Source organism: Ensifer sp. GW821-FHT05G01 (genome assembly GCF_059419585.1).
Map to the genome: position 1 here is coordinate 74731 of NZ_JBWKSC010000019.1, position 21583 is coordinate 96313.

Here is a 21583-nt window from a genome sequence, read left to right on the forward strand (position 1 = left end):
GACGACCCGAAGTGAGGCAGAAGCGGCCGATTGCAGGACGAGGTGAAGGCACCGGCCGCATGGCCGGCGATGTCGGCAAACGCGTGACGGTTGCCCGCGCGCTTTCCAAGCTCGGCTACTGCTCGCGGACGCAGGCGGAAAAGCTGGTGCTCGAGGGGCGCGTCAGCATCGGTGGGCGCAAGACGACCGATCTTTCGCAATGGGTCGATATCGACAAGGATCGCATCACCGTCGACAGCAAGCCGGTTCTGGCGGAAGACAAGATCTACCTGATGCTCAACAAGCCGCGCGGGCTGGTGACAACCCGTCACGACCCGGAGGGCCGGCCGACTGTCTTTGATTGCCTTGGGGACAGCGACGCGCAGTTCCTCTCCCCGGTCGGGCGGCTGGACAAAGCGAGCGAGGGGCTGCTCCTCTTCACCAACGACACGGTTCTCGCCCAGCGCCTGCTCGACCCGGAAACCCATCTCGGCAAGGTCTACCACGTGCAGGTTTCAGGCGAGATCGGCGATGCCAAACTCAGGGCGATGGTCGATGGCGTCGAAGAGAGTGGCGAACACTTGCGTGCCGCGCGCGCCGAACACTTGCGAGGCGGCGAAAGGAACAGCTGGATCGAGGTGGAGCTCAAGGAAGGTCGCAACCGTCAGATCCGCCGCATGCTCGATGTCCTCGGCTTCGAGGTCTTGCGGCTCGTGCGCGTCTCGATCGGCGAGATCGTGCTTGGGTCCCTTGCCAAGGGCGCCAGCCGTCCACTGACGTCGGATGAAGTCCAGTATTTACGGCATCGGACGGGACAAAAATAGCGGCCCGAATGCCCGGCCGGACGCGATACCGCAACACCCCGTCGGGCGACTCGACCCATGATGGGTGGAAATCCACCCACTGAACGAGCCTGTTGTTTCAGATTCTACCCAAACTCGGACAACCGGCGGCGGAAATGCGCGAAGGCGCACAGCAAGGCCGTTGTCTACGCTCGGATTGCGTCTGCAAATGGATCAACCAGAATCGGCATGGGAGGAGCCTTGCCGGCTGGTCGATAATTCATCCGGGAGGAAAAGATGAAAACCCTGAATGCGCTTCTTGGCGCCGTTGCCGCCCTGTCGCTTTCTGCCGCTTCCGCCAATGCGCAGACCTATCCCGACCGCTCGATCACCATGGTCGTTCCGTTCTCGGCCGGCGGCCCGACGGATACCGTCGCACGGCTCGTCGCCGAATCCATGTCGAAGGATCTCGGCCAACAGATCATCGTCGAGAACGTCGGCGGCGCCGGCGGCACGCTCGGCGCCGGTCGTGTCGCCCAGGCTGATCCGGATGGCTATACCGTTCTGCTCCACCACATCGGCATGGCGACCAGTGCTACGCTCTACCGCAAGCTCGCCTACGACACGCTCAACGCCTTCGAATATGTCGGTCTCGTCACCGAAGTGCCGATGACGATCGTCGCGCGCAAGGATCTTGAGCCGACGGACCTCAAGGGCCTCGTCGAATACGCCAAGGCCAACAAGGACACAGTCACAGTTGCCAATGCCGGCATCGGCGCCGCGTCGCACCTTTGCGGCATGATGTTCATGAGCGCCATCGAAACACCGCTGACGACCGTTCCCTACAAGGGCACCGGCCCGGCGATGACCGATCTGCTCGGCGGCCAGGTCGACATCATGTGCGACCAGACCACCAACACCACCAAGCAGATCCAGGGCGGTACCATCAAGGCCTATGCCGTGACCTCGCCCGAGCGTCTCAAGGTCTTCCCGGACCTGCCGACGACGACGGAAGGCGGCCTTTCCGGCCTGCAGGTCGGCATCTGGCACGGCGTCTATACGCCGAAGGGCACGCCGGCCGACGTCAACGAGCGCCTCTCGAAGTCTCTGCAGGTGGCACTGAAGGACCCGAACGTTGTCGCCCGCTTCGGCGAGCTCGGCACGATACCGTCGAGCGATGCCGACGCAACCCCGGCAGCGCTGAAGGCGAAGCTTGAAGCTGAAATCACCCGCTGGAAGCCGGTGATCGAAGCCGCCGGCCAGTACGCCGACTAATTCGAAGTCATACCCGCCACGATCTGGCGCCTTTGGGGGACGAGGATCGTGGCGGGTTTGCCGCCTTATGTAGCGCATTCGCGTGAGGTGGATGCGCATTCGTGCCGGAAATTGGCGCCCGCGATACCCAAGAGGTGTTGCCCGACCATAGCCATCGCACCACACCCCGGCAACTGGCAGTCCGAGCTTGCGTTTGGCCCTTTCCTGCCCACGCATAGCCAAAAAAACCAAATGGGGACACGATGAAATCAATCTCCTTCGACACCACCAATGCGCTCTGCGGCGGTATCCTGACAGCCGTCGGGATGTTCTTCGCCTGGCAGGCCTTCAACCTCGAACTCGGCACCGCATTCCGCATGGGGCCTGGTTACTTCCCGCTGGTTCTGGCCGTCATCCTGACGCTTCTCGGTATCGTGATCCTCGTTCAGTCGACCCGGGTCGAGGGCGAGCCGATCGGGCCGATCGCGGTGCGTGGGATGTTGTTCATCCTGCCGGCGCCGGTCTTTTTCGGCCTGACGGTGCGTGGCCTCGGTTTCGTCCCCTCGCTGTTCTTCACGGCTCTGATCGCCTGCTTTGCGTCCGGCCGGATGAAGCCTTTGACCGCCATCGCGCTGTCGCTGGCGCTCACGGCCTTTTCCGTCGCGGTCTTCAGTTACGGCCTCGGCTTGCCCTTCCAGCGCTTCGGCCCCTGGACCCAGTTCTAGGAGACGGATGATGGAACTTTTCAGCAATCTCGCCCTCGGCTTCACCACCGCCGCCTCGCCGGAAAATCTGCTCTTCTGCCTGATCGGCGTCCTGCTCGGCACGCTGATCGGCGTGCTTCCCGGCATCGGCGCCACGGCGACCATCGCCATGCTGCTGCCGATCACCTTTCAGCTGGAGCCGGTGTCCTCGCTGATCATGCTCGCCGGCATCTATTATGGCGCGCAGTATGGCGGCTCGACCACCGCCATCCTCATCAACATGCCGGGCGAATCCTCGTCTGCCGTGACCGCGATCGACGGCTACCAGATGGCCCGCAAGGGCCGCGCCGGTGCAGCACTCGCCATCGCCGCACTCGGCTCGTTCTTCGCCGGCACGGTCTCGACCTTCCTCGTCGCCGTCTTCGCGCCGCCGCTCACCGAGATCGCACTGAAGTTCGGCGCGGCCGAATATTTCTCGCTGATGATCGTCGGCCTCGTATCCTCGATCGCGCTGGCGCACGGATCGATCGTCAAGGCGCTGGCGATGGTGGCGCTCGGCCTCCTGCTCGGCCTCGTCGGCACCGACATCTACACCGGCACGCCGCGCTTTACGCTGGGCATCCGGGAGTATTCGGACGGCCTGAACTTCGTTGCGCTCGCAGTCGGGGTCTTCGGCATTGCCGAAATCCTGCGCAATCTCGAAAACGAGCGCACGCGCGACGTGCTGATGGCCAAGGTCACCGACCTGATGCCGACGCGCGACGACTTCAAGCGCATGGTCGGCCCGGTCCTGCGCGGCACGGCGATCGGCTCGGCGCTCGGCATTCTGCCCGGCGGCGGCGCCATCCTTGCGGCCTTCGCCTCCTATACCGTCGAAAAGCGCGTCTCCGACAAGCCCGAGGAATTCGGCCACGGCGCCATTGCCGGCGTCGCCGGTCCGGAAAGCGCCAACAATGCCGGCGCCCAGACTTCGTTCATCCCGCTGTTGACCCTCGGCATTCCGGCAAACCCGGTGATGGCGCTGATGATTGGCGCGATGATCATCCAGGGCATCGTGCCCGGCCCGAATGTCGCGTCCGAGCAACCGGCCCTCTTCTGGGGCATCATCGCCTCAATGTGGATCGGCAACCTGATGCTGGTGGTCTTGAATCTGCCGCTGATCGGGCTGTGGGTGCGGCTGTTGAAGATCCCGTACTACGTGCTCTTCCCGATCATCATGGCGTTCTGCTCGATCGGCGTCTACAGCGTCAACTCCAACGTCTACGACCTCTATGCCGTCGCCTTCTTCGGCCTCGTCGGTTACCTGCTGTTGAAGCTGCGCTGCGAACCCGCTCCGCTTCTGCTCGGTTTCGTGCTCGGTCCGCTGCTCGAAGAAAACCTGCGGCGGGCGATGATCCTGTCGCGCGGCGACCCGACCACCTTCGTCACGCGGCCCATCAGCGCGATCCTGCTGTTCATCGCCGCCATGGTGCTGGTGGTGGTGTTTCTGCCGAGCGTCAAGGCCAAGCGCGAACAGGTCTTCGTCGAGGAAGATTGATCCAGGAGGGATGGGGGATGGGGGGATGCGGCATTCTGCCCCTGCGCAGTTTGCCACATTGAGCTTTGTCAATAACGTAGCCTATCCCTGAGCCGACAGATCGGCATAGGGATAGGCAGACAGCAATGAAGCCTCGCACGAGGATCAGAATGCAGCAGGCCATGCGCATGTTTTGCGCATTGGCCGTGCTGCTTCTCGGCTTCGCGCACCAGGCGCCCGCAGCCGCCGCGGCTTTGTCGCCCGCGGAGCGGGCACAGTTCGTGCTCCCCGACGGGTCCCTGCCCGACCTCTGCCTGCCCGGATCCGGCGACGACGGCAGCGGCAAGCAAATCTCCCACAGCCACTTCTGCGGCGCCTGTCGCATCTTCTGGGCCCTCCTGCCCGCACCGGCCAACGCCACGGACACGATCGTTCGCAAGACCGGAAAGGTCCTGCCACCGGCACATCCGGTGGCATCCGCCCGATCGCAGCGTCCACCCAATGCGAGCCCGCGCGGGCCGCCAGCGTCAGGATCTCACGCCTGAGCCCCTCGTCACGGCAGATCGTGACGGAACGCTGATGCCTGATCTGCGGCGCGTCGCATAGCGACGATCCCGACGAGATCGCAATACGGATCGCCCACCCATGCCCGATACCATCACTTTTGCGGAAACAACGCTTCCGCCCCCACCTTCCGCCGCCTTCGCGACGGCCAAACCCTCGCCCAACCGGCAGCGCCTTGTCGGCGAGCATGCGACCCTGCTCTTCCAGGGCGGGCGAAACCGTCATCTTTACCGGGTCGTCGACGGCTGTGTCGCGCTGTCGCAACTGCTCGACGACGGACGCCGGCAGATCACCGACGTGCTTGGCCCCGGTCGCCTGTTCGGCTTCACCCATGACGGCCGCAACATCGCCACCGCCGAAACACTGACCTTCGCGCGGATAGAGACGCTCGCCGGCGGTCAGGTCGAAGACGGCGACCACGGGCCCGATGTCGCTGCCGAACTGAAGGCGACGCTGCACCGGATGCAGGCCCACGCAACCCTGCTCGGCCGCAAGACCGCGACGGAAAAGGTTGCAACGGGGCTCATCGATCTTGCCGATCAATTCGCCTGGCGCGGCCGCGCCGCCAGCCGGAACCTGTTCAGCTTCAACCTCTATCTCTCGCGCGCCGATCTCGCCGATTGGCTGGGCCTGACGGTCGAGACCGTCAGCCGCTGTCTCAACCGTTTCAAGCGCGATGGCCTGATCGACTTCAACCACCCGAAGACGGTGCGCATCCTCGACGAACAGCAATTGCGGGCACTGGCTGGCCTTGCGCGCAGGGACTGATCTCTTCGCACCAGGCCAGCTAACCCGACAGATCATGGTGGGCTCAGGACCCCCCCAGAAGAAAGGCTTGAAAACAATGATTGCGAAAATGGTCTATCACGTGCCGGTGTTCGGCTGGATGCTCAAGGAAGCGGTGCGGGGCTCCGGCACCGCCAAGGTGCTGTTTCTCGTCAACTGCGTGCTGATGTGGCTGCTGGCGATCGTGACCTTCGGCTACCCGGCCATCATCCTTCCCGCGCTCGCCATGGTGCTGGTGGTCTTCGTTCTCCTGATCCTGATCACAACGGGCTAGCCGGCACGGGTCGCTCAGAAATCGAGAGCGGCGTTGTCGACGACTTCCTTCATGACGAAAAACGTCCTCGTCTGGCGGACACCCGGCAGCGCGATCAGCTGCGTTCCGTGGATGCGGTTGAAGTCGGCCATGTCGCCGACGCGGATTTTCAGGAAGTAGTCGAAGTCACCGGCGACGAGATGGCAGTCGAGGATGAACTTCAGCTTTTCGACCGCCTTTTCGAAATCGCGAAAACTCTCGGGCGTCGACCGGTCGAGCACCACGCCGACCATGACCAGCGCGCCGCGATCGACCTTCTGCGGCGCCACCAGTGCACGGACGTTTGTGATGTAGCCTTCCTCGAACAGCCTCTGCGTCCGGCGGTGGCAGGTCGCGGCGCTGACATCGACCATCTGCGCCAGTTCGGCATTGGTCAGCCGGCCATTCTTCTGCAAGAGGCGCAGCATCTTGAGATCGATACGATCGAGTTCACCCTGCATGGAAGAATTTTCCTTATTTCATGCCAAAGCCGGAAGTAACGTATTATCAAGCGCAGCCAGTTCGGAGAACTGCGAAATTTGAACGGCACATTAGAGAGCACCTTTCACTTGAGCAGTGGTAGCGTTTCCTAGCTTTCAACACAAAAGGAAGGGAACGCCATGCTGGAAAAATTCGAACGCTACCCGCTAACCTTCGGGCCGACGCATATCGAGAAGCTCGACCGGCTCTCTGGCCATCTGGGCGGCAAGGTCGAGATCTACGCCAAGCGGGACGATTGCAATTCGGGCCTTGCCTATGGCGGCAACAAGCTGCGCAAGCTGGAATACATCATTCCCGACGCGCTTCGCTCCGGCGCCGATACGCTGGTGTCCATCGGCGGCGTGCAATCCAACCACACCCGCATGGTCGCCGCCGTTGCAGCCAAAATCGGCTTCAAGTGCCGGCTGGTGCAGGAGAGCTGGGTACCCCACGAGGACGCCGTCTACGACCGCGTCGGCAACATCATGCTCAGCCGCATCATGGGCGCCGACGTGCAGATGGTCGACGAAGGTTTCGACATCGGCATTCGCCAAAGCTGGGAGGCTGCGATCGAGGACGTCGAGGCGCGTGGCGGCAAGCCCTATGCCATCCCGGCTGGCGCCTCCGTGCACAAGTATGGCGGGCTCGGCTATGTCGGCTTTGCCGAAGAGGTGCGGGCGCAGGAAGAAGAGCTCGGATTCAAGTTCGACTATATCGTCGTGTGCACGGTCACCGGCTCGACCCACGCCGGGATGCTTGTTGGTTTTGCCAGGGACGGGCGCCAGCGGCGGGTCATCGGCATCGACGCCTCCTTCACCCCGGCGCAAACGAAAGCGCAGGTGCTCGACATCGCCCGCAGAACCGCCGACCTCGTCGAACTCGGCACCGATCTGACAGAAGAGGACGTCGTGCTGATCGAGGATTATGCCTATCCCGTCTACGGCGTCCCCTCCGACGAGACCAAGGCGGCCATCCGCCTTTGCGCCCGCCTCGAAGGCATGATCACCGACCCCGTCTACGAGGGCAAGTCGATGCAAGGCATGATCGATCTGGTGCGAAAGGGCTATTTCCCCGAGGGATCAAAGGTACTCTACGCCCATCTCGGCGGCGCCCCGGCACTCAACGGCTATGGCTACACCTTCCGCAATGGCTGACGTTTCCGGCCATTGAACCTGTCGACGAGCCACGGCCGGATGACCGGTCGTGGCGAGCCCACCCTGCCCCCGGGCAACACACAGTGGCCGCCATTTTCGCCGGCCTCAGGCGAGCGCGAGATCAACTGCCGCAAGTGCGTGAAGCTCGGTCGTATCGAAGACCGGAACCGGGCTGTCGCCTTGAGAGATCAGCAGCATGATCTCTGTGCAGCCCATGATGATCGCCTGGGCACCGCGGTCCACAAGCCGCTGAATGACCTGCCTGTAGGCGTCCCGCGACGCATCTTCGACACGGCCAACCACCAACTCCTTGTAGATGATATCGTGCACGGTCTTCCGATCCGCCTCGTCGGGGACGACTACATCCAGCCCATGCCGTTCGATCAGCCGCCCCTTGTAGAAATCCTGCTCCATCGTGAAGGCCGTGCCCAAGAGGCCAACGCGGCTGAGGCCGAGCGCCTTGATCTTCTCCGCCGTCGGATCGGCAATATGCAAGAGCGGAATGCCGACTGCGGCCGACACCGCATCGGCCATCCGGTGCATGGTGTTGGTACAGATCACCAGAAAATCCGCACCGCCGGCCTCGAGGCGCCGGGCCGCCGCGGTCATTTCCCCTGTCAGGGCCGACCAGTCGCCAATATGCTGCAGCCGCTCGATCTCGCCGAAATCCATCGACCACATCAGGCTCTTGGCCGAGTGCACGCCGCCCAGCCGTGCCCGCACTTCCTGATTGACGATCCGGTAGTATTGGGCAGAGCTTTCCCAGCTCATGCCGCCGATCAGTCCCATGACCTTCAACGCGTCATCCCTCCCGCGTGCGCAAATCTCAGCTTGTCGTGCCCAAATCTCTGCCACATCCCCGTGCGCAGACCAAGCGGCTTCGGTGGCAGGCCGCAACCCGCACCGCAAATGCCGACTTAGCGGATCTCATGCCAAACCGGCGCTGCGCAGCGCGGGCATGGCGGCATTGTCTGCCCAGGCGAAAGTTCGAGAACCTCGGCACACTGCACGCAGGCCAGACGGCGCTTTTCCGCAACCGCTGTGCCCGAGCGAAACTCCGCCGGCTTGCTGACATCCCAGGGCGGTTCGATCGCAAGCCCCGGCCTCGCCGCTGGATCGTCGAACGTGAAAACTGACAGAAGCCCGTTGGTTTCGAAATAGGCGGCCCGCACCTGCCCCAGATGCCGCACCTGCTTGAGACGGAGCTGTTCGAACAGCTCATCGTGACCGACATTCAGCTGCTTCAGCGCCTTCCACAGGATGCCGCCATCGCGCACCACCTCGACGCTGATACCCTCGATCACGTCCTCAAGCTTGCGATTGCGAGCGACGATGTAACTCAACGATTTGTCGAGCAGAACGACCACGGTGATGACGGCCATGCAGTGAATCAGCGGAACGTCGGGATAGAACATCGCATCGCCGACGGCCGAACCGAGCGCGATCACCAGCAAGAATTCCACCAAGGACAGCTGGCCGATCGACCGGCTGCCGATCCAACGGATCAGGAACAGCGTGTAGGCGTAGATGATCACCGTCCTCAGCGCGATTTCGAGCAGGAAAAGCGGCGGTTCGTCTCCGATCAGCATCCGGCCGAGATCGAAAGCCACGACGGGCTCGTTCATGATGAGCACTCCTCCAGAGAGCGCCGCCGGGTTCGGGCGGCGGCTCGCTGCTTATCTGTGGCGATCGAGCGGAAAAACGAGAGGAGGGCCGCACGCCGACCAAAACGATCCGCCGTGCATGCGAACTTTTTGCAGTGTTGAATGAACCAAAGCCGATGCGAGGCGTTTGTCTACCAGTGCAACCACAACGTCAGGAGATCCACAGATGGATTGGAATCGTGTTGAAGGCAACTGGAAGCAGTTCAAGGGCAAGGTCAAGGAACAGTGGGGCAAACTCACCGATGACGACCTCGACCAGATTGCCGGCAAGCGGGATCAGCTCGAAGGCAAGATCCAGGAACGCTACGGCATCGAAAAGGACCGCGCTCGCCGCGACATCGACGATTGGTACGGCCGCCAGCACTAACGGTCAAATGGCTCGAAAACCCCGCTCCGGCGGGGTTTTTTTGGCGTGGTGGAACTTTATGCACCGCGGGGCGTTGTTGCCAGGCTCAGAACCAAGGGAGACGTCGATAACGATGGCAAGATCCGTGCAAGACAAGAGACCGGCAGAACAAAGCGATGTCGTCTACGGCTGGAGCAACATCTACGATCTGGCCGAATTCATCCGCGCCCATGATCTGCCGCCGCTTGAAGCGCGACCCCTGTTTCAGCAGTACGGCCCCTCGCGACAGGCCCTCGATGCCGCCGTAAAAGCACGCAATAGTTGTATTTGATACACGACTTCGAAGCTCGGAAAATCCGTGAGGAGAAAAAGATGCGGCTCTTCGAGTGCGGCGTCTGCGACCAGACGATCCACTTTGAAAACCGCAGCTGCGTACGCTGCGGGGCTCAACTGGGGTTCGATCCCGTTGGGGTCGGGATGTGCGCCCTCGTGCCACTCGACAACGGGCTTTTCCAGATCCATGGCAACGCGTCGCGGACTTTTCGTTTCTGCGACAATGCCGCCATCGACGTCTGCCATTGGCTGGTGCCGGCCGATCAGTCCGAGCGCTACTGCGTTGCCTGCCGGCACAATACGATTGTACCGATGAGCGACGACGACGGTCTGGAGCGCTGGCGCAGGATAGGCGTGGCGCAGCGTCATCTGTTTTACTCGCTCCTGCGCTGGGGCCTGCCGCATCCGACGCGAAAGCAAGATCCCGAAGGCGGACTTGCGTTCGAATTCCTCGCCGACACCGTCGATGCGAACGGCAATGTCATTCCGGCGATGACCGGCCACGAAAACGGACTGATCAGCCTGCGAGCCTCCGAGGCTGACGACGTGGTGCGGGAAGGTGTGCGCGTTTCCATGAACGAGCCCTATCGCTCGCTGCTCGGTCATTTTCGCCATGAGATCGGTCACTTCTATTGGCAGCAACTGATCGTCGACGAGCCGACGAGATCCGCGGCCCGCGCGCTGTTCGGCGATGAAAGCGAGGACTATGGGGCGGCACTGGACCGCCATTATGAACAGGGGCCGCCCGAGGACTGGCAGGAGCGGTTTATCAGTCCCTATGCGAGCGCCCATCCAGCGGAGGATTTCGCCGAGTGCTTCGCGCATCTCTTTCATATCGTCGACACGCTGGAGACCGGTCACGCCTTCGGCATCAATCTCGACCCGGAGGGGCACGAAGCGCTTGACGCGGACATCGATTTCGATCCCTATCGCGCGTCAAACGCTGATGCGCTTGTCGACGCGTGGGTGCCGCTCAGCGTCGCGCTGAACGCCCTGCAGAGGTCGATGGGACAACCTGACAGCTATCCCTTCGTCCTGTCCCAGCCGGTGATCGAAAAGCTGGATTTCATCAACCGGCTGATCCGCGATGCAGCAAAGCAGACGCATTGAAGACGTCGGCAGAGGATGCAGCCCGCCATCCGCGCCTCCCGGCATGGCCGGCCGGCGGAACAAAATCGCATCGTGCCGCGTTGCCCTGCGTTAGCAAGCGCTTGCGGAGGGAAATATGAGCGGCGCAGAAGCATTGGCGGCAGCGCTGGCGGGAGCGGTCGGGTCGCAGACGATCGAATCCAGGGCGGTTCTCGACAACCTTCCCATCGCGGTCTACACCACGGACGCCGCCGGGGTCGTCACCTATTTCAATCGCGCAGCGGCGGAATTGGCCGGACGCGAACCTATCCTTCATGCCGACCGCTGGTGCATCTGCTGGCGCCTGCACCGGCCCGACGGTACGACGCTGCCGACGGACCAATGCCCGATGGCCGAGGCATTGCGCAGCAAAAAGGCGGTTCGGGGCGAAGAACTGCTCGTCGCTCGGCCCGACGGCGCAATGGTGCCGGTGCTTCCCTACCCGACACCGATCTTCGATGCCGACGGCGAGATGATCGGCGCGGTCAACGTCCTCATCGATATCGGCAAGCGAAAGACAGCGGAGCTCGAACTGCGGGCGAAAACTGACCGTATCGAGGCCCTCGCTCGCATCGCCCGGCTCCTGGCGGGCGACTTCAATGTCGAGCACATCGTCCAGACCGTGACCGACAGCGCCACAGAACTCACGGGCGCAAAATTCGGCGCCTTCTTCTACAACGTCCTCGACGAAAGCGGCGAACACTTTCAGCTCTTCACCCTCTCCGGTGCTCCGCGCGAAGCGTTCGAAAAATTCGGCCTTCCCCGCAACACCGCAGTGTTCTCGCCGACCTTCAATGGCGAACGGGTCGTGCGCAGCGACGATATCCGCAAGGACCCGCGCTACGGCTTGAGCGAACCGCATTTCGGCATGCCCAGGGGACACCTGCCCGTCGTCAGCTATCTCGCGGTTCCGGTGATTGCCCGCTCCGGCGCAGTGCTCGGCGGGTTGTTCTTCGGCCATGACGCAGCCGGCGTGTTCACCGCCGAATCCGAGGAGACGGTGGTTGCCATCGCTGCGCATGCGGCCATCGCCATAGACAACGCCAATCTCCTGGCCGACAGCCAGAAGCAATCCGAGAGTCGCCGGATCGCCGAGCTGTCGGCGCGCCATCTCGCGTCCATCGTCGAATCCTCCGATGACGCCATCGTCAGCAAGGATCTGAACGGCATCGTCACCAGCTGGAATAGGGGTGCCCAAGCGCTGTTTGGCTATAGCGTACAGGAGATGGTGGGTACATCGATCCTGCGGCTCATTCCAAAGGGCCATGAGGAAGAGGAGGTGGACATTCTCGGCCGGATCCGCAGAGGCGAGCGCGTCGATCACTACGAGACCAAGAGGCAACGCAAGGATGGCACGCTCCTCGACATCTCGCTGACGATATCACCGATCCTCGATAATGATGGCCGCATCGTCGGCGCTTCGAAGATCGCCCGCGATATCACGGAGCGCAAGGCTTCCGAGCAGGCCCTCGCCGAGCGCTTGCGCGAGCAGGCCGCCCTTTATCAGTTCACCGAGCGGGTACATCGGGCCCGCTCGATCGCCATGGTTTATGAGGCGGCGCTCGATGCCATTCAATCGGCGCTGCGCTGTAGCCGGGCCTCCATCCTGCTCATCGACGCAACCGGTACCATGCGTTTTGTCGCCTCGCGCGGGCTCTCGGAGAGTTACCGCCTCGCCGTCGACGGCCACACGCCATGGAGCGCGGAGGCGCAGGACCCCAACCCCATCTTTATCGAAGACGTCGAATTGGCCGAGCTTGAAGACGACCTGCGCAAGGCTGTTCAGACCGAAGGCATCGGGTCGCTCGGCTTCATCCCGCTGGTTTCGGTCGGCCGACTGATCGGCAAGTTCATGACATATTACGACACGGCACATCACTTCGCCGGTTCGGAAATCGATCTCGCCTTGACCATCGCCCGCCAACTGAGCTTCAGCGTGCAGCGCATCCGCTCCGAAGAGGCAAGGCGGCAGGCCGAAGATCTGTTGCGGCACAACGAGGCAAAGGAACGTGCCAGGGCGACGGAGGTGACGGCGTTGATGGAAGCGGTACCCGCGCCGATCTGGATTGCAAGGACGCCAGATTGCCGGGTCATCAGCGGCAACAGAAGTTCGTTCGAACTGCTCAGGCTGCCGCCGGACAGCAACCCTTCGCTCTCGGCACCGTCCAGCGAAAGGCCCGTGCACTTCAAGGTCTATTCGCAGGACAGGCTGCTTTCCGCCGACGAATTGCCGGTCCAGCGCGCGGCGCGCGGCGAGGAAGTGCGCAGCTTCGAGCAGGAGATCCGTTTCGACGACGGCACGTCCCGCCACCTGCTGGGCAACGCCACACCTCTGATCGACGCGCTCGGAATCCCGCAAGGCGCCGTTGCCGCCTTCGTCGACATCACAGAACGCAAGGAATCGGAACAGGCGATGCGCGATGGCGAACGGCGACTGCAGATGGCGCTTGAGGCCGGGCGCATGGGCGCATGGGAATGGAACTTCGACACCGGCAAGGTGATCTGGTCGCCGGGTCTGGAAGTGCTTCACGGCCTGGAACCGGGCAGCTTCGGCGGCACGCTCGACGACTTCAAGGCGGACATCCACCCCGACGATCTTGCCATGGTCGAACTGGAGATCCAGGCCGCAATAGACAAGCGCGAGGACTACCACACATCCTACCGCATCCGCCGCCCCGATGGTTCCATTCGCTGGCTGGAAGCGTTCGGGCGTTTTCTGCAAGGCGCTGGCTCGTCATCGCTCCGCCTCACGGGCGTCTGCATGGACATCACCGAACGCAAGGACGCAGAGGCACAGCGCAACCTGCTGGTCGCCGAACTCAGTCACCGCGTCAAGAACACGCTTGCGACTGTCACCTCGATCGCACGGCAATCCTTCGCCATGACCCCCGATCGCAAGGACGCCGAGCAATCCTTCCACGCCCGCATCCGGGCTCTTGCGCAAACCCATACCCGCCTGGCGGAGACCACCTGGACCGGCGTTTCGCTGGAAACGATCCTTTGCGACGAACTGGCGCCCTACCGGAACGAAAACGCCGGCAACGTTTCCGTCGGCGGCCCGGCGATCAGGCTATCGCCACGGCATGCGCTGGCGCTCGGCATGGCGGCTCACGAGCTTGCAACCAACGCTGCCAAACACGGCGCGCTTTCCGTGGAAGACGGACATGTGGACGTCAGCTGGAGCCTCGACCCCGCCAACAAGGCACTTCACATCGATTGGTGTGAAACCGGCGGCCCCCCGGTCGCACCGCCTTCAAGAAATGGTTTTGGCAGGCTGTTGCTGGAACGCGTCGTCGGCTCCGACCTCGGAGGCGACGTCGACCTGGATTTCGCAAGAACCGGGCTCAGATACACCATCAACATGCCGTATTCTGCGGGTGCCGAGCAATGAATGACGACCAGCGCAGCGTCCTTGTCGTCGAGGATGAGTTTCTGCTGGCAATCCAGATCCAGGACGATCTGCTGGCGGCCGGCTTTTCGGTCATAGGCCCCTTCACAAGCCTGCGCAGCTCGATCGCTGCAGCCAAGCGCGAGACACCGCAGGCAGCCACACTCGATGTCAACCTCAACGGCGAGTTCGTCTATCCCGTGGCCGACGAACTGCTTGCCCGTGGCGTTCCCGTGCTATTGCTGACAGGCTACGCCGCCTCCGACCTTCCCGAGCAATATCGCAGCCTTCCCCGTCTTTCCAAGCCGTTCAACAGCCGCGACCTCATTCGCACCGTCGAGGCATTGCTCATCGGCAAAGGATGACGGCCGGCTCAGGTTGAACGTTTCTTCGCGCGCGCGGCATATCTGAGGAAGCGCAGCAGACGTTCCTCCTCGGCGCGCAGCAGGGCGCTTTGCCGCGGCTGCGCTTCGAGCCGGCGCAGGTTGATTTTGGCCTCCTTGTCAGCCAGGGCGATGATATCAGGATGAACGTAGCTCTTGCGGCAGACGGCAGGCGTGTTGTGCAGCACCTCGGCTGCAGCTTCGCACATCCGCTTGACCGACGGGCGTCGTCCCTCGCCAAGCGCCAGGCGCGCCTCGGCGAAAGCGGCGACACTTCCCGCCCAGGTGCGAAACGTCTTGGCCGAGATCGGTGCGCCGGCGATTTCCGCGAGATAGCGGTTGAGCCGACCGGAATCGATCGGGTGCAAATCACCGTTCGCATCCCTGCTGACGAAAAGCTGGCGTCCGGGCAGGTCCGCAATATCTTCCAGCAGCCGCTGCAGTCGCGGGCTGCGCAGCTTGCGAACAACACGTTTGCCGCCCTTCCCCAGGAAACGCAACTCGATGCCCTCGTCGCCCAGCTTGAGATGCCGCTTCAACAGCGTCGTTGCGCCGTAGGTGCCATTTTCCTGCGCATAGGAGACGTTGCCGACGCGTAGACACGCCTGATCAAGCAGGGCCGCAAGTACGGCCAGTACCGTGCGGGCATCGTCAACCGGCCCCTCCATGTGGCGACGCAGGGCCCGGCGAAGTCTCGGCAGAACCTTGGCGAAGTCGATCAACTGATCGAACTTGGCGTGATGGCGCATTTCCTGCCAGGCATCGTGATAGCGATACTGCTTCCGCCCGCGCGCATCGAAGCCGGTAGCCTGCAGATGGCCATTCTGCTTGGGACAGATCCAGACGCGCTCATAGGCTGGCGGCAGGCCAAGTGATGCTATGCGCGCCCTTGCATCCGGATCCTTGAGAACAGAGCCGTCCGGAAGGCGATAGCTGAAGCGCTTCCCCTTCCGGAAGCGCTTTATGCCCGGATCGGCGTCGGTCACGTAGATCAGGTCGGGTTCTTGCGGCGCGGCGGACACGATTCACCTCAAGGTCAGATCCGCCCCATGAGCAGCAGGATCAGGAGAACGACGACCACGACACCGAGTATCCCGGACGGGCCATAGCCCCAATTCGTCGAGTGCGGCCAACTCGGAAACGCGCCGATCAGCAGCAGAATCAAAACGATAAGCAGCACAGTTCCCAGCATGTCATCCACCTTCCCTATGTGTTGTTGCGTGTGTGTTGTTGCGTGCTCGGAAAATGCGGCGCAGGCGTATTGGTTCCGCCACCCGTCCGGCTGTGAGCACACAATTGCCGACAACGGCGCAGCATGCCCATCCGCGTACCCATCTCCCTGTTTTGCTTTATCAGCGGAATTCCCCTGCGTTTGGAACCGAACCCTTGCCTCGCGAATTGTAACGGGACAGCAACCCCATGAATGAGGAGGAACGGGACCTGAATATGCTGAACCGGACAGGCGAGACGCTGACGGACGCTGGCAACGACAGCTGGTGGTCGGTGCATCGCGGCGACAGTCCCATACTCGCCACGGCGATACACGACGGGCATGGCTTGCGTGCCGATCTGCGGGCTCTGATGGCGCTTGCCGATGACGAGCGCCTGCGGGAAGAGGATCCCTACACGGCCTATAGCATTCAGGATCTGGCAAATCGGGTCATCGTGCACCGCTCGCGCTTCGAGGTGGATCTCAACCGGCCTCGCGACGGCGCGGTCTACATCGATCCTTCGCAAGCCTGGGGGCTTAACGTCTGGCGGGACGCGCTTCCGCGTGATCTGCACGAGCGTTCGCTCGTGCTGCATGACGAATATTACCGCATGCTGCGGTCCATGCTGTTGTCGATCGAGCGGCGGCACGGCAGTTTCGTCGTGCTTGACATACACAGCTACAACCACCGCCGCGACGGCCCCGGTTCAGTCCCCTCCGACCCGGCGGCCGCGCCGGAAATCAACATCGGCACCCATTCGATGGACCGCAGCCACTGGGCCGATGTGCTTGAAACGCTGCTTGATGGCTTTCGTCGTTTCGAATTTCGAGGCAGGCGGTTCGACGTTCGTGAAAACGTCGCATTTCAGGGGCGCGGCGAACAAACCCGTTTCATCCACGAACATTTTCCGCAGACAGGCTGCGCCATCGCCATCGAATTCAAAAAATTCTTCATGGACGAATGGACCGGCGAGCCGGATTTAGAGATGCTGGAAGCATTGCGTGCGCTGATCGTGTCGACCGTTCCCGACCTCGTCAAGGCGCTGGACGCGCGCCGATGAAAAGCGCAGCTAAGCCCAGGGACCGCGACACGCGGCATCCCGAGCCGGCCGACCGCCCGGCACCCGATGACGCCTGGCTCGACGAAGTGATCGCCTGCCTTGCAGCCGGCAAGGCGGTGCGACGCGACTTTGCCGAGGGCGGGCGCCTGCACATCGATCGACCACTACCGTTTCTCTGCGTATTTGTCGCCGGGGCGAAGCAAGCCGTCGTGGCACGCGAGATCACCCAGTCCCACGCATCCTATCTCATCGCGCCGGACGCTGCGGCCGCCGCAACTGTCATCGCCGCGGTGGGGCGCGTGATCCAGGAACGGCTCGGCGCTTTCTTCGTGCTGGAATATGGCGAACTCGACCATGACGATCCCCCCGCCAGAGACGCGCCCTATCTGCCACCGTTCACCATCGAAGTCGTGGCCAGCAAAGAACCGGCGGCGCAGGCTGCCGCGAAAGCCTTCCTCGGCGCCGTCGGCACGATCGAAGGCAAGTTTCGCACCGCTCACATGGACCTGCTGGAGCCGCCTCTGAAAGAACAGGCTGACGGTGCGCCGCTGACGACATTTCCTTGCATCAGCGTGCGGTTTGCCCCGATCTATCGCGAAACGGGTACGCAGCGGATCTACCCTGAACTGCGCGAACGCCTGATCGCCAACATCTTCGATGCCGGTCTGAAAGCGCTCGCGGCGGCCACGGCGAGCACGACGGACATACGCGTTTCGACGCATAGAGCCTTCGGCCGAAAGACCTTCGTTGAAACCGTGACCCGCACGGATCGCGCCATCGACGAAATCGCCGCGAGTTTCGATTTTCTCCTGGCCGTCACGCCGATCAACTCCGATGCCGCCTGGGCAGAATTTGTTTCAAGCCGGCACCAGGTCGCGCCGCGACTGCTTTATCGGCCGCTGACGCTTGAAGTCGAGGCGGCGAAGAAGAAACTCTTTTCCATCGGCTTCGAGCACCTCGAGGACCCGCTGCTCTACGCGCTCTATCGCGAGAAACAGCAGGAACTCGACCTGCAGCTTTCGATGATTTCCGCCCGCGAGGGCCGCACCTTCGTCGAGTTCGGCCGCGCGCTTTATGGCCCGGTGGAGGCGAAGCTGCTGGATGTCGCAACCGATATCCTGGCGCAGACGCAAAACCGGGTGAGCAAGCCTGGACAAAAGCCTGCCATTGACGCCGTCGATAGCGCCTACATTCGCAACCGGGCGCAAGTGATGGTTTCGACCTACAAGCGCCAATACGCCGACTTCAACGCGTCGGTGGAACTGCGTGACGACATTCCCGCAGGGTTGCTGGTGTCGAGAAGCCAACTCTTGATCGCGCGCAGCACAGCGATGAGCCGGAACCGTGTCGAGGCTTTGCTCAATCACGAGATCGGCGTGCACCTGCTCACCTACTTCAACGGCTCGGCGCAGGGGCTCAGGCTCTTTCGCTCCGGTCTTGCCGGCTATGAGGGCATGCAGGAAGGGCTTGCCGTCTTTGCCGAATATTTGAGCGGCGGCATGACGCTGGCCCGCCTGCGTCTCATCGCCGCCCGCGTGGTCGCCTGCGCAGCCATGCTCAGCGGCGCGGTATTCCCGGAGACCTATCGGTTGCTCGTCGATCAGCACCGGTTTCAGCCTGACGATGCCTTCAACATCGTGCTGCGGATCTATCGCGGCGGCGGGCTGGCGAAGGACGCGATCTATCTGCGCGGCCTTGTTCAGCTGCTTGCTCATCTCGCCGCTGGCGGCAGCCTCGACCCCTTCTGGATGGGCAAGATCGCCGCCTCGCATTTTACCGCCATGCAGGAATTAAGCTTGCGCGGCTTGCTGTCTGCACCGGCGGTACGCCCCATTTTTCTGGATGACGCCCACGCACGCTCCCGGCTCGACCGGGCACGTGCGGGCATAACCCCGCTCGACATGATCGCAGAATAGGAGACCTGATGCGCATAGCCTTCTTCGTCAATTCGATTGAGCTGGAAACGGCGTCCTACACGACGACGTCTCTGGCGCTCGCCGCGCTCTCCCGAGGGCACGAAATCTCTTACGTCACACCCGCGGATTTCATCCTGCGGCCCGACGACAGGCTGATGATTCGGGCGCGCAGCCTCAACGGCACCAAGCCGAAAAAGCCGGAAACGTTCATTTCGGCGCTGAAGGCCGAAGATGCGGTGATGAGCGTGGTCGACGTCAGCGAGGTCGACGTCTTGTTCCTGCGCAACGACCCCTCGGAAGATGCCGAGGGCCGCCCCTGGGCCGCGAATGTCGGCGCCAATTTCGGCCGGCTCGCCTCGGAACGCGGCGCGATCGTCGTCAATGATCCCTCCGGTCTTTCGCTGGCGCAGAACAAGCTCTATTTCCAGGACTTTCCCCAGGCCGTGCGCCCGACGACGCTGATCTCGAAGAACATCGAGGAAATCCGCGCCTTCATCGACGACCATCGCGACGGCGTCATCCTGAAGCCGCTGCAGGGATCGGGCGGCAAGAACGTCTTCAAGATCAAGTCCAGCGATGAGGCCAATCTCAACCAGATCTTCGAAGCCGTCAGCGAGGTCGGCTATCTCATCGCCCAGAGCTATCTGCCCGAAGCCACCGCCGGAGACATCCGCCTGTTCCTGATGAACGGCCGTCCGCTGGTGCGCGGCGACGTCTATGCCGCCTTCCGCCGTGTGCCTGCCAAGGGCGAAGTGCGATCCAACATTCATGCGAGCGGCACTGCTGAGGCGGCAACCATTACCCCGGCGATACTGGCGATTGCCGAAAAGCTTCGCCCCAAGCTGATCGACGACGGCATGTTCCTGGTGGGGCTGGATATCGTCGGTGACAAGGTGCTGGAGATCAACGTCTTCACGCCCGGCGGGCTGCCCAACATTCAGGCATTGCACAAGATCGACTTCGCCGAGGAGATCGTGATCGCGCTTGAAAACAAGCTTGCCATTCGCGAGGCCTATGGTGGCGCCCTGTCCAACCGGGCGCTGGCGACCCTTTGAGTGGTCCCTTCGCCTGGCCGGCCGGACCAGGCGAACTCTAAGGCCCTGGCGTCACTCCTGGCGTGACGCCAAAAGCTTGTCGATGCGCATGCCGTCCATATCAATGATCTCGAAGCGCCAATCCTGAAAATCGAAGGTTTCTCCCACATGCGGAAGATGGCCAAGGATCTGCAGCGCGAAACCGGCAATGGTGTGGAAATCGCCTTCGGGACGATCGCGAATACCGAGCCGCTCGAAGGCGTCGTGCGCCGACATTAGCCCTTCGATCAGCAGCGAGCCGTCCGAGCGGGTGACGATGTCGGGATCGTTCGCCTCCGTATCCGGCAGGTCGCCGGCAATCGCTTCGAGCAGATCGGTCTGTGTGATGATGCCTTCAAGGCTGCCATATTCGTCGACGATGATCGCCAGCCGGACGGGTGCCGTCTTGAACGTTTCGAGGACGCGGAAGACGCGTGCCGATTCGTGCAGCACCAGCGGTTCGCGCATCGCCTTCATGGGGTCGAGCGTCTGGCCGTCGAGCAGCTGATCGAGCAGATCCTTCTTCAGCACCATGCCCAGCGGATAGTCGATGCCGCCACGGCCGATCAGCAACTGCTCGTGATGGCAATCCCTGATGGTGCGAAGGATCTCCTCCCGCGTGTCGTCGGCATCGATCCAGTCGACCTCCATGCGCGGCGTCATGAAATCGGAAATCCGGCGGTCGCCGATGTTGAAGATCCGCTCGACCAGTTCCTGCTGGGCAACGTCGAGAAGACCGGCCTCCTGGCTTTCGGCGACAAGCAGCTTCAGTTCGGTCGGCGAATGCATCGAGGCCTCGCCTGTGCCCGGCCGCAGCCCGACCAGGCGAAGCACGAGATTGCCGAGGCCGTTGAGCGTGAGAATAGCCGGACGCAACAGAAACAGGAAAAGCCCGAGCGGGCGCACGACCGCAAGGGCCGTGCCCTCGCTGCGCTGGAGCGCCAGGCTCTTCGGTGCCAGCTCCCCGAGCACGATGTGAAGCGCTGTTATGATGATGAAGGAGATCGCCACCGCGATCGCATGCGAGCCGAACGATGCCCAGGCCATCGGCAGCGCTTTCAACAGCGGCTCGATCAGGTGCGCCAGAGCCGGCTCGCCCACCCAGCCGAGTGCCAGGGACGATATGGTGATGCCGAGCTGGGTGGCGGCCAGGTTGGCGTCGAGATTGTCGACGGCATGCTGGAGTGCGCCCGAATTCATGCGCCTTTGCGCCACAAGCTCCGTCACCCGGCTACGCCGGACGGACACCAGGGAAAACTCAGCCGCAACGAAAAAGCCGTTGGCGGCAACGAGCAGAAACACGGCCAGTATTCCGAGATAATCGAAAATACTGCCATCCGAGCCGGACATAGTCTCCCTTCGGGCGCGGGGCGCCTCGTACTGTTGATACCGCGGTCAGCCTAACATGCTCTTGCCGCACACGTCAGACGGGATACAGGCATTCTTCATGATGCTGCTTGCATCCCGTCATGCGCTTGGCTCTGGAGCATTCCGCTTTCAAGCGGAACCACCGAATGCGGAAAGATGCTTTAGAATCAACAAACTAAAGAATCCTTGGCGCATTGCTCCG

Annotated in this window: 22 protein-coding genes; 16 read left to right on the forward strand and 6 right to left on the reverse strand. The window is 62.5% G+C overall.

Features of this window, described 5'->3' with window-relative positions; genetic code table 11:
• Window positions 1-11: 11 nt before the first annotated feature.
• From AC07UR_RS32440 to AC07UR_RS32470, 7 genes are all read left to right on the forward strand, one after another.
• Entirely contained in the window at window positions 12-803 is a 792-nt protein-coding gene (locus AC07UR_RS32440; protein WP_412728432.1) for a pseudouridine synthase, read from the forward strand.
• Window positions 804-1058: 255 nt separating this feature from the next.
• Window positions 1059-2036 (forward strand): tripartite tricarboxylate transporter substrate-binding protein, encoded by a 978-nt coding sequence (locus AC07UR_RS32445; RefSeq protein WP_209793059.1) that lies wholly within the window; start codon window positions 1059-1061, stop codon window positions 2034-2036.
• Window positions 2037-2278: 242 nt separating this feature from the next.
• Entirely contained in the window at window positions 2279-2740 is a 462-nt protein-coding gene (locus tag AC07UR_RS32450) for a tripartite tricarboxylate transporter TctB family protein (protein WP_173421137.1), read from the forward strand.
• A gap of 10 nt (window positions 2741-2750) precedes the next feature.
• On the forward strand, window positions 2751-4256 hold the full coding sequence (locus tag AC07UR_RS32455; RefSeq protein ID WP_173421138.1) for a tripartite tricarboxylate transporter permease: 1506 nt from the start codon (window positions 2751-2753) through the stop codon (window positions 4254-4256).
• Between the two features lie 149 nt (window positions 4257-4405).
• The gene (locus tag AC07UR_RS32460; protein ID WP_173421139.1) at window positions 4406-4780 is read left to right on the forward strand and encodes a hypothetical protein; all 375 of its coding nucleotides are present in this window, start codon (window positions 4406-4408) and stop codon (window positions 4778-4780) included.
• A 100-nt stretch (window positions 4781-4880) separates the two neighbouring features.
• Window positions 4881-5567 (forward strand): Crp/Fnr family transcriptional regulator, encoded by a 687-nt coding sequence (locus AC07UR_RS32465; protein WP_173421140.1) that lies wholly within the window; start codon window positions 4881-4883, stop codon window positions 5565-5567.
• Between the two features lie 76 nt (window positions 5568-5643).
• The gene (locus AC07UR_RS32470) at window positions 5644-5859 is read left to right on the forward strand and encodes a hypothetical protein (RefSeq protein ID WP_209793094.1); all 216 of its coding nucleotides are present in this window, start codon (window positions 5644-5646) and stop codon (window positions 5857-5859) included.
• 14 nt (window positions 5860-5873) lie between these two features.
• Here AC07UR_RS32470 and AC07UR_RS32475 read toward each other — a convergent pair whose 3' ends face one another.
• Window positions 5874-6338: an Lrp/AsnC family transcriptional regulator gene (locus tag AC07UR_RS32475; RefSeq protein ID WP_173421141.1), complete on the reverse strand. Its 465-nt coding sequence runs from the start codon at window positions 6336-6338 to the stop codon at window positions 5874-5876.
• 159 nt (window positions 6339-6497) lie between these two features.
• Here AC07UR_RS32475 and AC07UR_RS32480 point away from each other — a divergent pair, with 159 nt between their 5' ends.
• The gene (locus AC07UR_RS32480) at window positions 6498-7511 is read left to right on the forward strand and encodes a 1-aminocyclopropane-1-carboxylate deaminase (protein ID WP_209793061.1); all 1014 of its coding nucleotides are present in this window, start codon (window positions 6498-6500) and stop codon (window positions 7509-7511) included.
• A gap of 105 nt (window positions 7512-7616) precedes the next feature.
• On the opposite strand, the gene AC07UR_RS32485 is transcribed toward AC07UR_RS32480, so the two are convergent.
• Both AC07UR_RS32485 and AC07UR_RS32490 read right to left on the reverse strand, forming a co-directional pair.
• Complete coding sequence (locus AC07UR_RS32485) at window positions 7617-8309, reverse strand: aspartate/glutamate racemase family protein (RefSeq protein WP_209793063.1); 693 nt, start codon at window positions 8307-8309, stop codon at window positions 7617-7619.
• Window positions 8310-8428: 119 nt separating this feature from the next.
• The gene (locus AC07UR_RS32490; protein WP_209793065.1) at window positions 8429-9136 is read right to left on the reverse strand and encodes a DUF421 domain-containing protein; all 708 of its coding nucleotides are present in this window, start codon (window positions 9134-9136) and stop codon (window positions 8429-8431) included.
• Window positions 9137-9341: 205 nt separating this feature from the next.
• Between AC07UR_RS32490 and AC07UR_RS32495 the strand changes: the two genes are divergently transcribed.
• From AC07UR_RS32495 to AC07UR_RS32515, 5 genes are all read left to right on the forward strand, one after another.
• On the forward strand, window positions 9342-9542 hold the full coding sequence (locus tag AC07UR_RS32495) for a CsbD family protein (protein WP_077498137.1): 201 nt from the start codon (window positions 9342-9344) through the stop codon (window positions 9540-9542).
• Window positions 9543-9654: 112 nt separating this feature from the next.
• Window positions 9655-9852 (forward strand): hypothetical protein, encoded by a 198-nt coding sequence (locus tag AC07UR_RS32500; RefSeq protein WP_209793067.1) that lies wholly within the window; start codon window positions 9655-9657, stop codon window positions 9850-9852.
• 41 nt (window positions 9853-9893) lie between these two features.
• Window positions 9894-10964, forward strand: a complete 1071-nt coding sequence (locus AC07UR_RS32505; protein ID WP_173421145.1) for a zinc-binding metallopeptidase family protein — start codon at window positions 9894-9896, stop codon at window positions 10962-10964.
• 115 nt (window positions 10965-11079) lie between these two features.
• The gene (locus tag AC07UR_RS32510) at window positions 11080-14373 is read left to right on the forward strand and encodes a PAS domain S-box protein (RefSeq protein ID WP_234942075.1); all 3294 of its coding nucleotides are present in this window, start codon (window positions 11080-11082) and stop codon (window positions 14371-14373) included.
• Window positions 14370-14735, forward strand: a complete 366-nt coding sequence (locus tag AC07UR_RS32515; protein ID WP_209793068.1) for a response regulator — start codon at window positions 14370-14372, stop codon at window positions 14733-14735. The genes AC07UR_RS32510 and AC07UR_RS32515 overlap by 4 nt, the downstream gene beginning before the upstream one ends.
• Before the next feature lie 8 nt (window positions 14736-14743).
• On the opposite strand, the gene AC07UR_RS32520 is transcribed toward AC07UR_RS32515, so the two are convergent.
• Both AC07UR_RS32520 and AC07UR_RS32525 read right to left on the reverse strand, forming a co-directional pair.
• Window positions 14744-15778: a DNA topoisomerase IB gene (locus AC07UR_RS32520; RefSeq protein ID WP_209793098.1), complete on the reverse strand. Its 1035-nt coding sequence runs from the start codon at window positions 15776-15778 to the stop codon at window positions 14744-14746.
• Window positions 15779-15789: 11 nt separating this feature from the next.
• Complete coding sequence (locus AC07UR_RS32525; RefSeq protein WP_173422203.1) at window positions 15790-15945, reverse strand: DUF3309 family protein; 156 nt, start codon at window positions 15943-15945, stop codon at window positions 15790-15792.
• Window positions 15946-16172: 227 nt separating this feature from the next.
• Here AC07UR_RS32525 and AC07UR_RS32530 point away from each other — a divergent pair, with 227 nt between their 5' ends.
• The 3 genes from AC07UR_RS32530 to AC07UR_RS32540 are packed head-to-tail and all read left to right on the forward strand — an operon-like array spanning window position 16173 to window position 19995.
• Window positions 16173-17024: an N-formylglutamate amidohydrolase gene (locus AC07UR_RS32530; protein WP_209793069.1), complete on the forward strand. Its 852-nt coding sequence runs from the start codon at window positions 16173-16175 to the stop codon at window positions 17022-17024.
• Complete coding sequence (locus tag AC07UR_RS32535; protein WP_209793070.1) at window positions 17021-18940, forward strand: flavohemoglobin expression-modulating QEGLA motif protein; 1920 nt, start codon at window positions 17021-17023, stop codon at window positions 18938-18940. Before AC07UR_RS32530 ends, AC07UR_RS32535 begins: the two co-directional genes overlap by 4 nt.
• Before the next feature lie 8 nt (window positions 18941-18948).
• Window positions 18949-19995, forward strand: a complete 1047-nt coding sequence (locus AC07UR_RS32540) for a glutathione synthase (RefSeq protein ID WP_209793071.1) — start codon at window positions 18949-18951, stop codon at window positions 19993-19995.
• Window positions 19996-20046: 51 nt separating this feature from the next.
• Here AC07UR_RS32540 and AC07UR_RS32545 read toward each other — a convergent pair whose 3' ends face one another.
• Entirely contained in the window at window positions 20047-21363 is a 1317-nt protein-coding gene (locus AC07UR_RS32545) for a hemolysin family protein (RefSeq protein WP_173421150.1), read from the reverse strand.
• Between the last annotated feature and the right edge of the window lie 220 nt (window positions 21364-21583).

Excerpts from the sequence above, each read along its gene's own strand:
- AC07UR_RS32490 (WP_209793065.1), bottom strand. The coding sequence starts at position 9,136 with ATGAACGAGCCCGTCGTGGCTTTCGATCTCGGCCGGATGCTGATCGGA.
- AC07UR_RS32525 (WP_173422203.1), bottom strand. The coding sequence starts at position 15,945 with ATGCTGGGAACTGTGCTGCTTATCGTTTTGATTCTGCTGCTGATCGGC.
- AC07UR_RS32460 (WP_173421139.1), top strand. The coding sequence starts at position 4,406 with ATGCAGCAGGCCATGCGCATGTTTTGCGCATTGGCCGTGCTGCTTCTC.
- AC07UR_RS32480 (WP_209793061.1), top strand. The coding sequence starts at position 6,498 with ATGCTGGAAAAATTCGAACGCTACCCGCTAACCTTCGGGCCGACGCAT.
- AC07UR_RS32450 (WP_173421137.1), top strand. The coding sequence starts at position 2,279 with ATGAAATCAATCTCCTTCGACACCACCAATGCGCTCTGCGGCGGTATC.
- AC07UR_RS32535 (WP_209793070.1), top strand. The coding sequence starts at position 17,021 with ATGAAAAGCGCAGCTAAGCCCAGGGACCGCGACACGCGGCATCCCGAG.
- AC07UR_RS32545 (WP_173421150.1), bottom strand. The coding sequence starts at position 21,363 with ATGTCCGGCTCGGATGGCAGTATTTTCGATTATCTCGGAATACTGGCC.
- AC07UR_RS32515 (WP_209793068.1), top strand. The coding sequence starts at position 14,370 with ATGAATGACGACCAGCGCAGCGTCCTTGTCGTCGAGGATGAGTTTCTG.
- AC07UR_RS32475 (WP_173421141.1), bottom strand. The coding sequence starts at position 6,338 with ATGCAGGGTGAACTCGATCGTATCGATCTCAAGATGCTGCGCCTCTTG.
- AC07UR_RS32540 (WP_209793071.1), top strand. The coding sequence starts at position 18,949 with ATGCGCATAGCCTTCTTCGTCAATTCGATTGAGCTGGAAACGGCGTCC.
- AC07UR_RS32505 (WP_173421145.1), top strand. The coding sequence starts at position 9,894 with ATGCGGCTCTTCGAGTGCGGCGTCTGCGACCAGACGATCCACTTTGAA.
- AC07UR_RS32455 (WP_173421138.1), top strand. The coding sequence starts at position 2,751 with ATGGAACTTTTCAGCAATCTCGCCCTCGGCTTCACCACCGCCGCCTCG.
- AC07UR_RS32495 (WP_077498137.1), top strand. The coding sequence starts at position 9,342 with ATGGATTGGAATCGTGTTGAAGGCAACTGGAAGCAGTTCAAGGGCAAG.
- AC07UR_RS32500 (WP_209793067.1), top strand. The coding sequence starts at position 9,655 with ATGGCAAGATCCGTGCAAGACAAGAGACCGGCAGAACAAAGCGATGTC.
- AC07UR_RS32530 (WP_209793069.1), top strand. The coding sequence starts at position 16,173 with ATGAATGAGGAGGAACGGGACCTGAATATGCTGAACCGGACAGGCGAG.
- AC07UR_RS32465 (WP_173421140.1), top strand. The coding sequence starts at position 4,881 with ATGCCCGATACCATCACTTTTGCGGAAACAACGCTTCCGCCCCCACCT.
- AC07UR_RS32445 (WP_209793059.1), top strand. The coding sequence starts at position 1,059 with ATGAAAACCCTGAATGCGCTTCTTGGCGCCGTTGCCGCCCTGTCGCTT.
- AC07UR_RS32510 (WP_234942075.1), top strand. The coding sequence starts at position 11,080 with ATGAGCGGCGCAGAAGCATTGGCGGCAGCGCTGGCGGGAGCGGTCGGG.
- AC07UR_RS32470 (WP_209793094.1), top strand. The coding sequence starts at position 5,644 with ATGATTGCGAAAATGGTCTATCACGTGCCGGTGTTCGGCTGGATGCTC.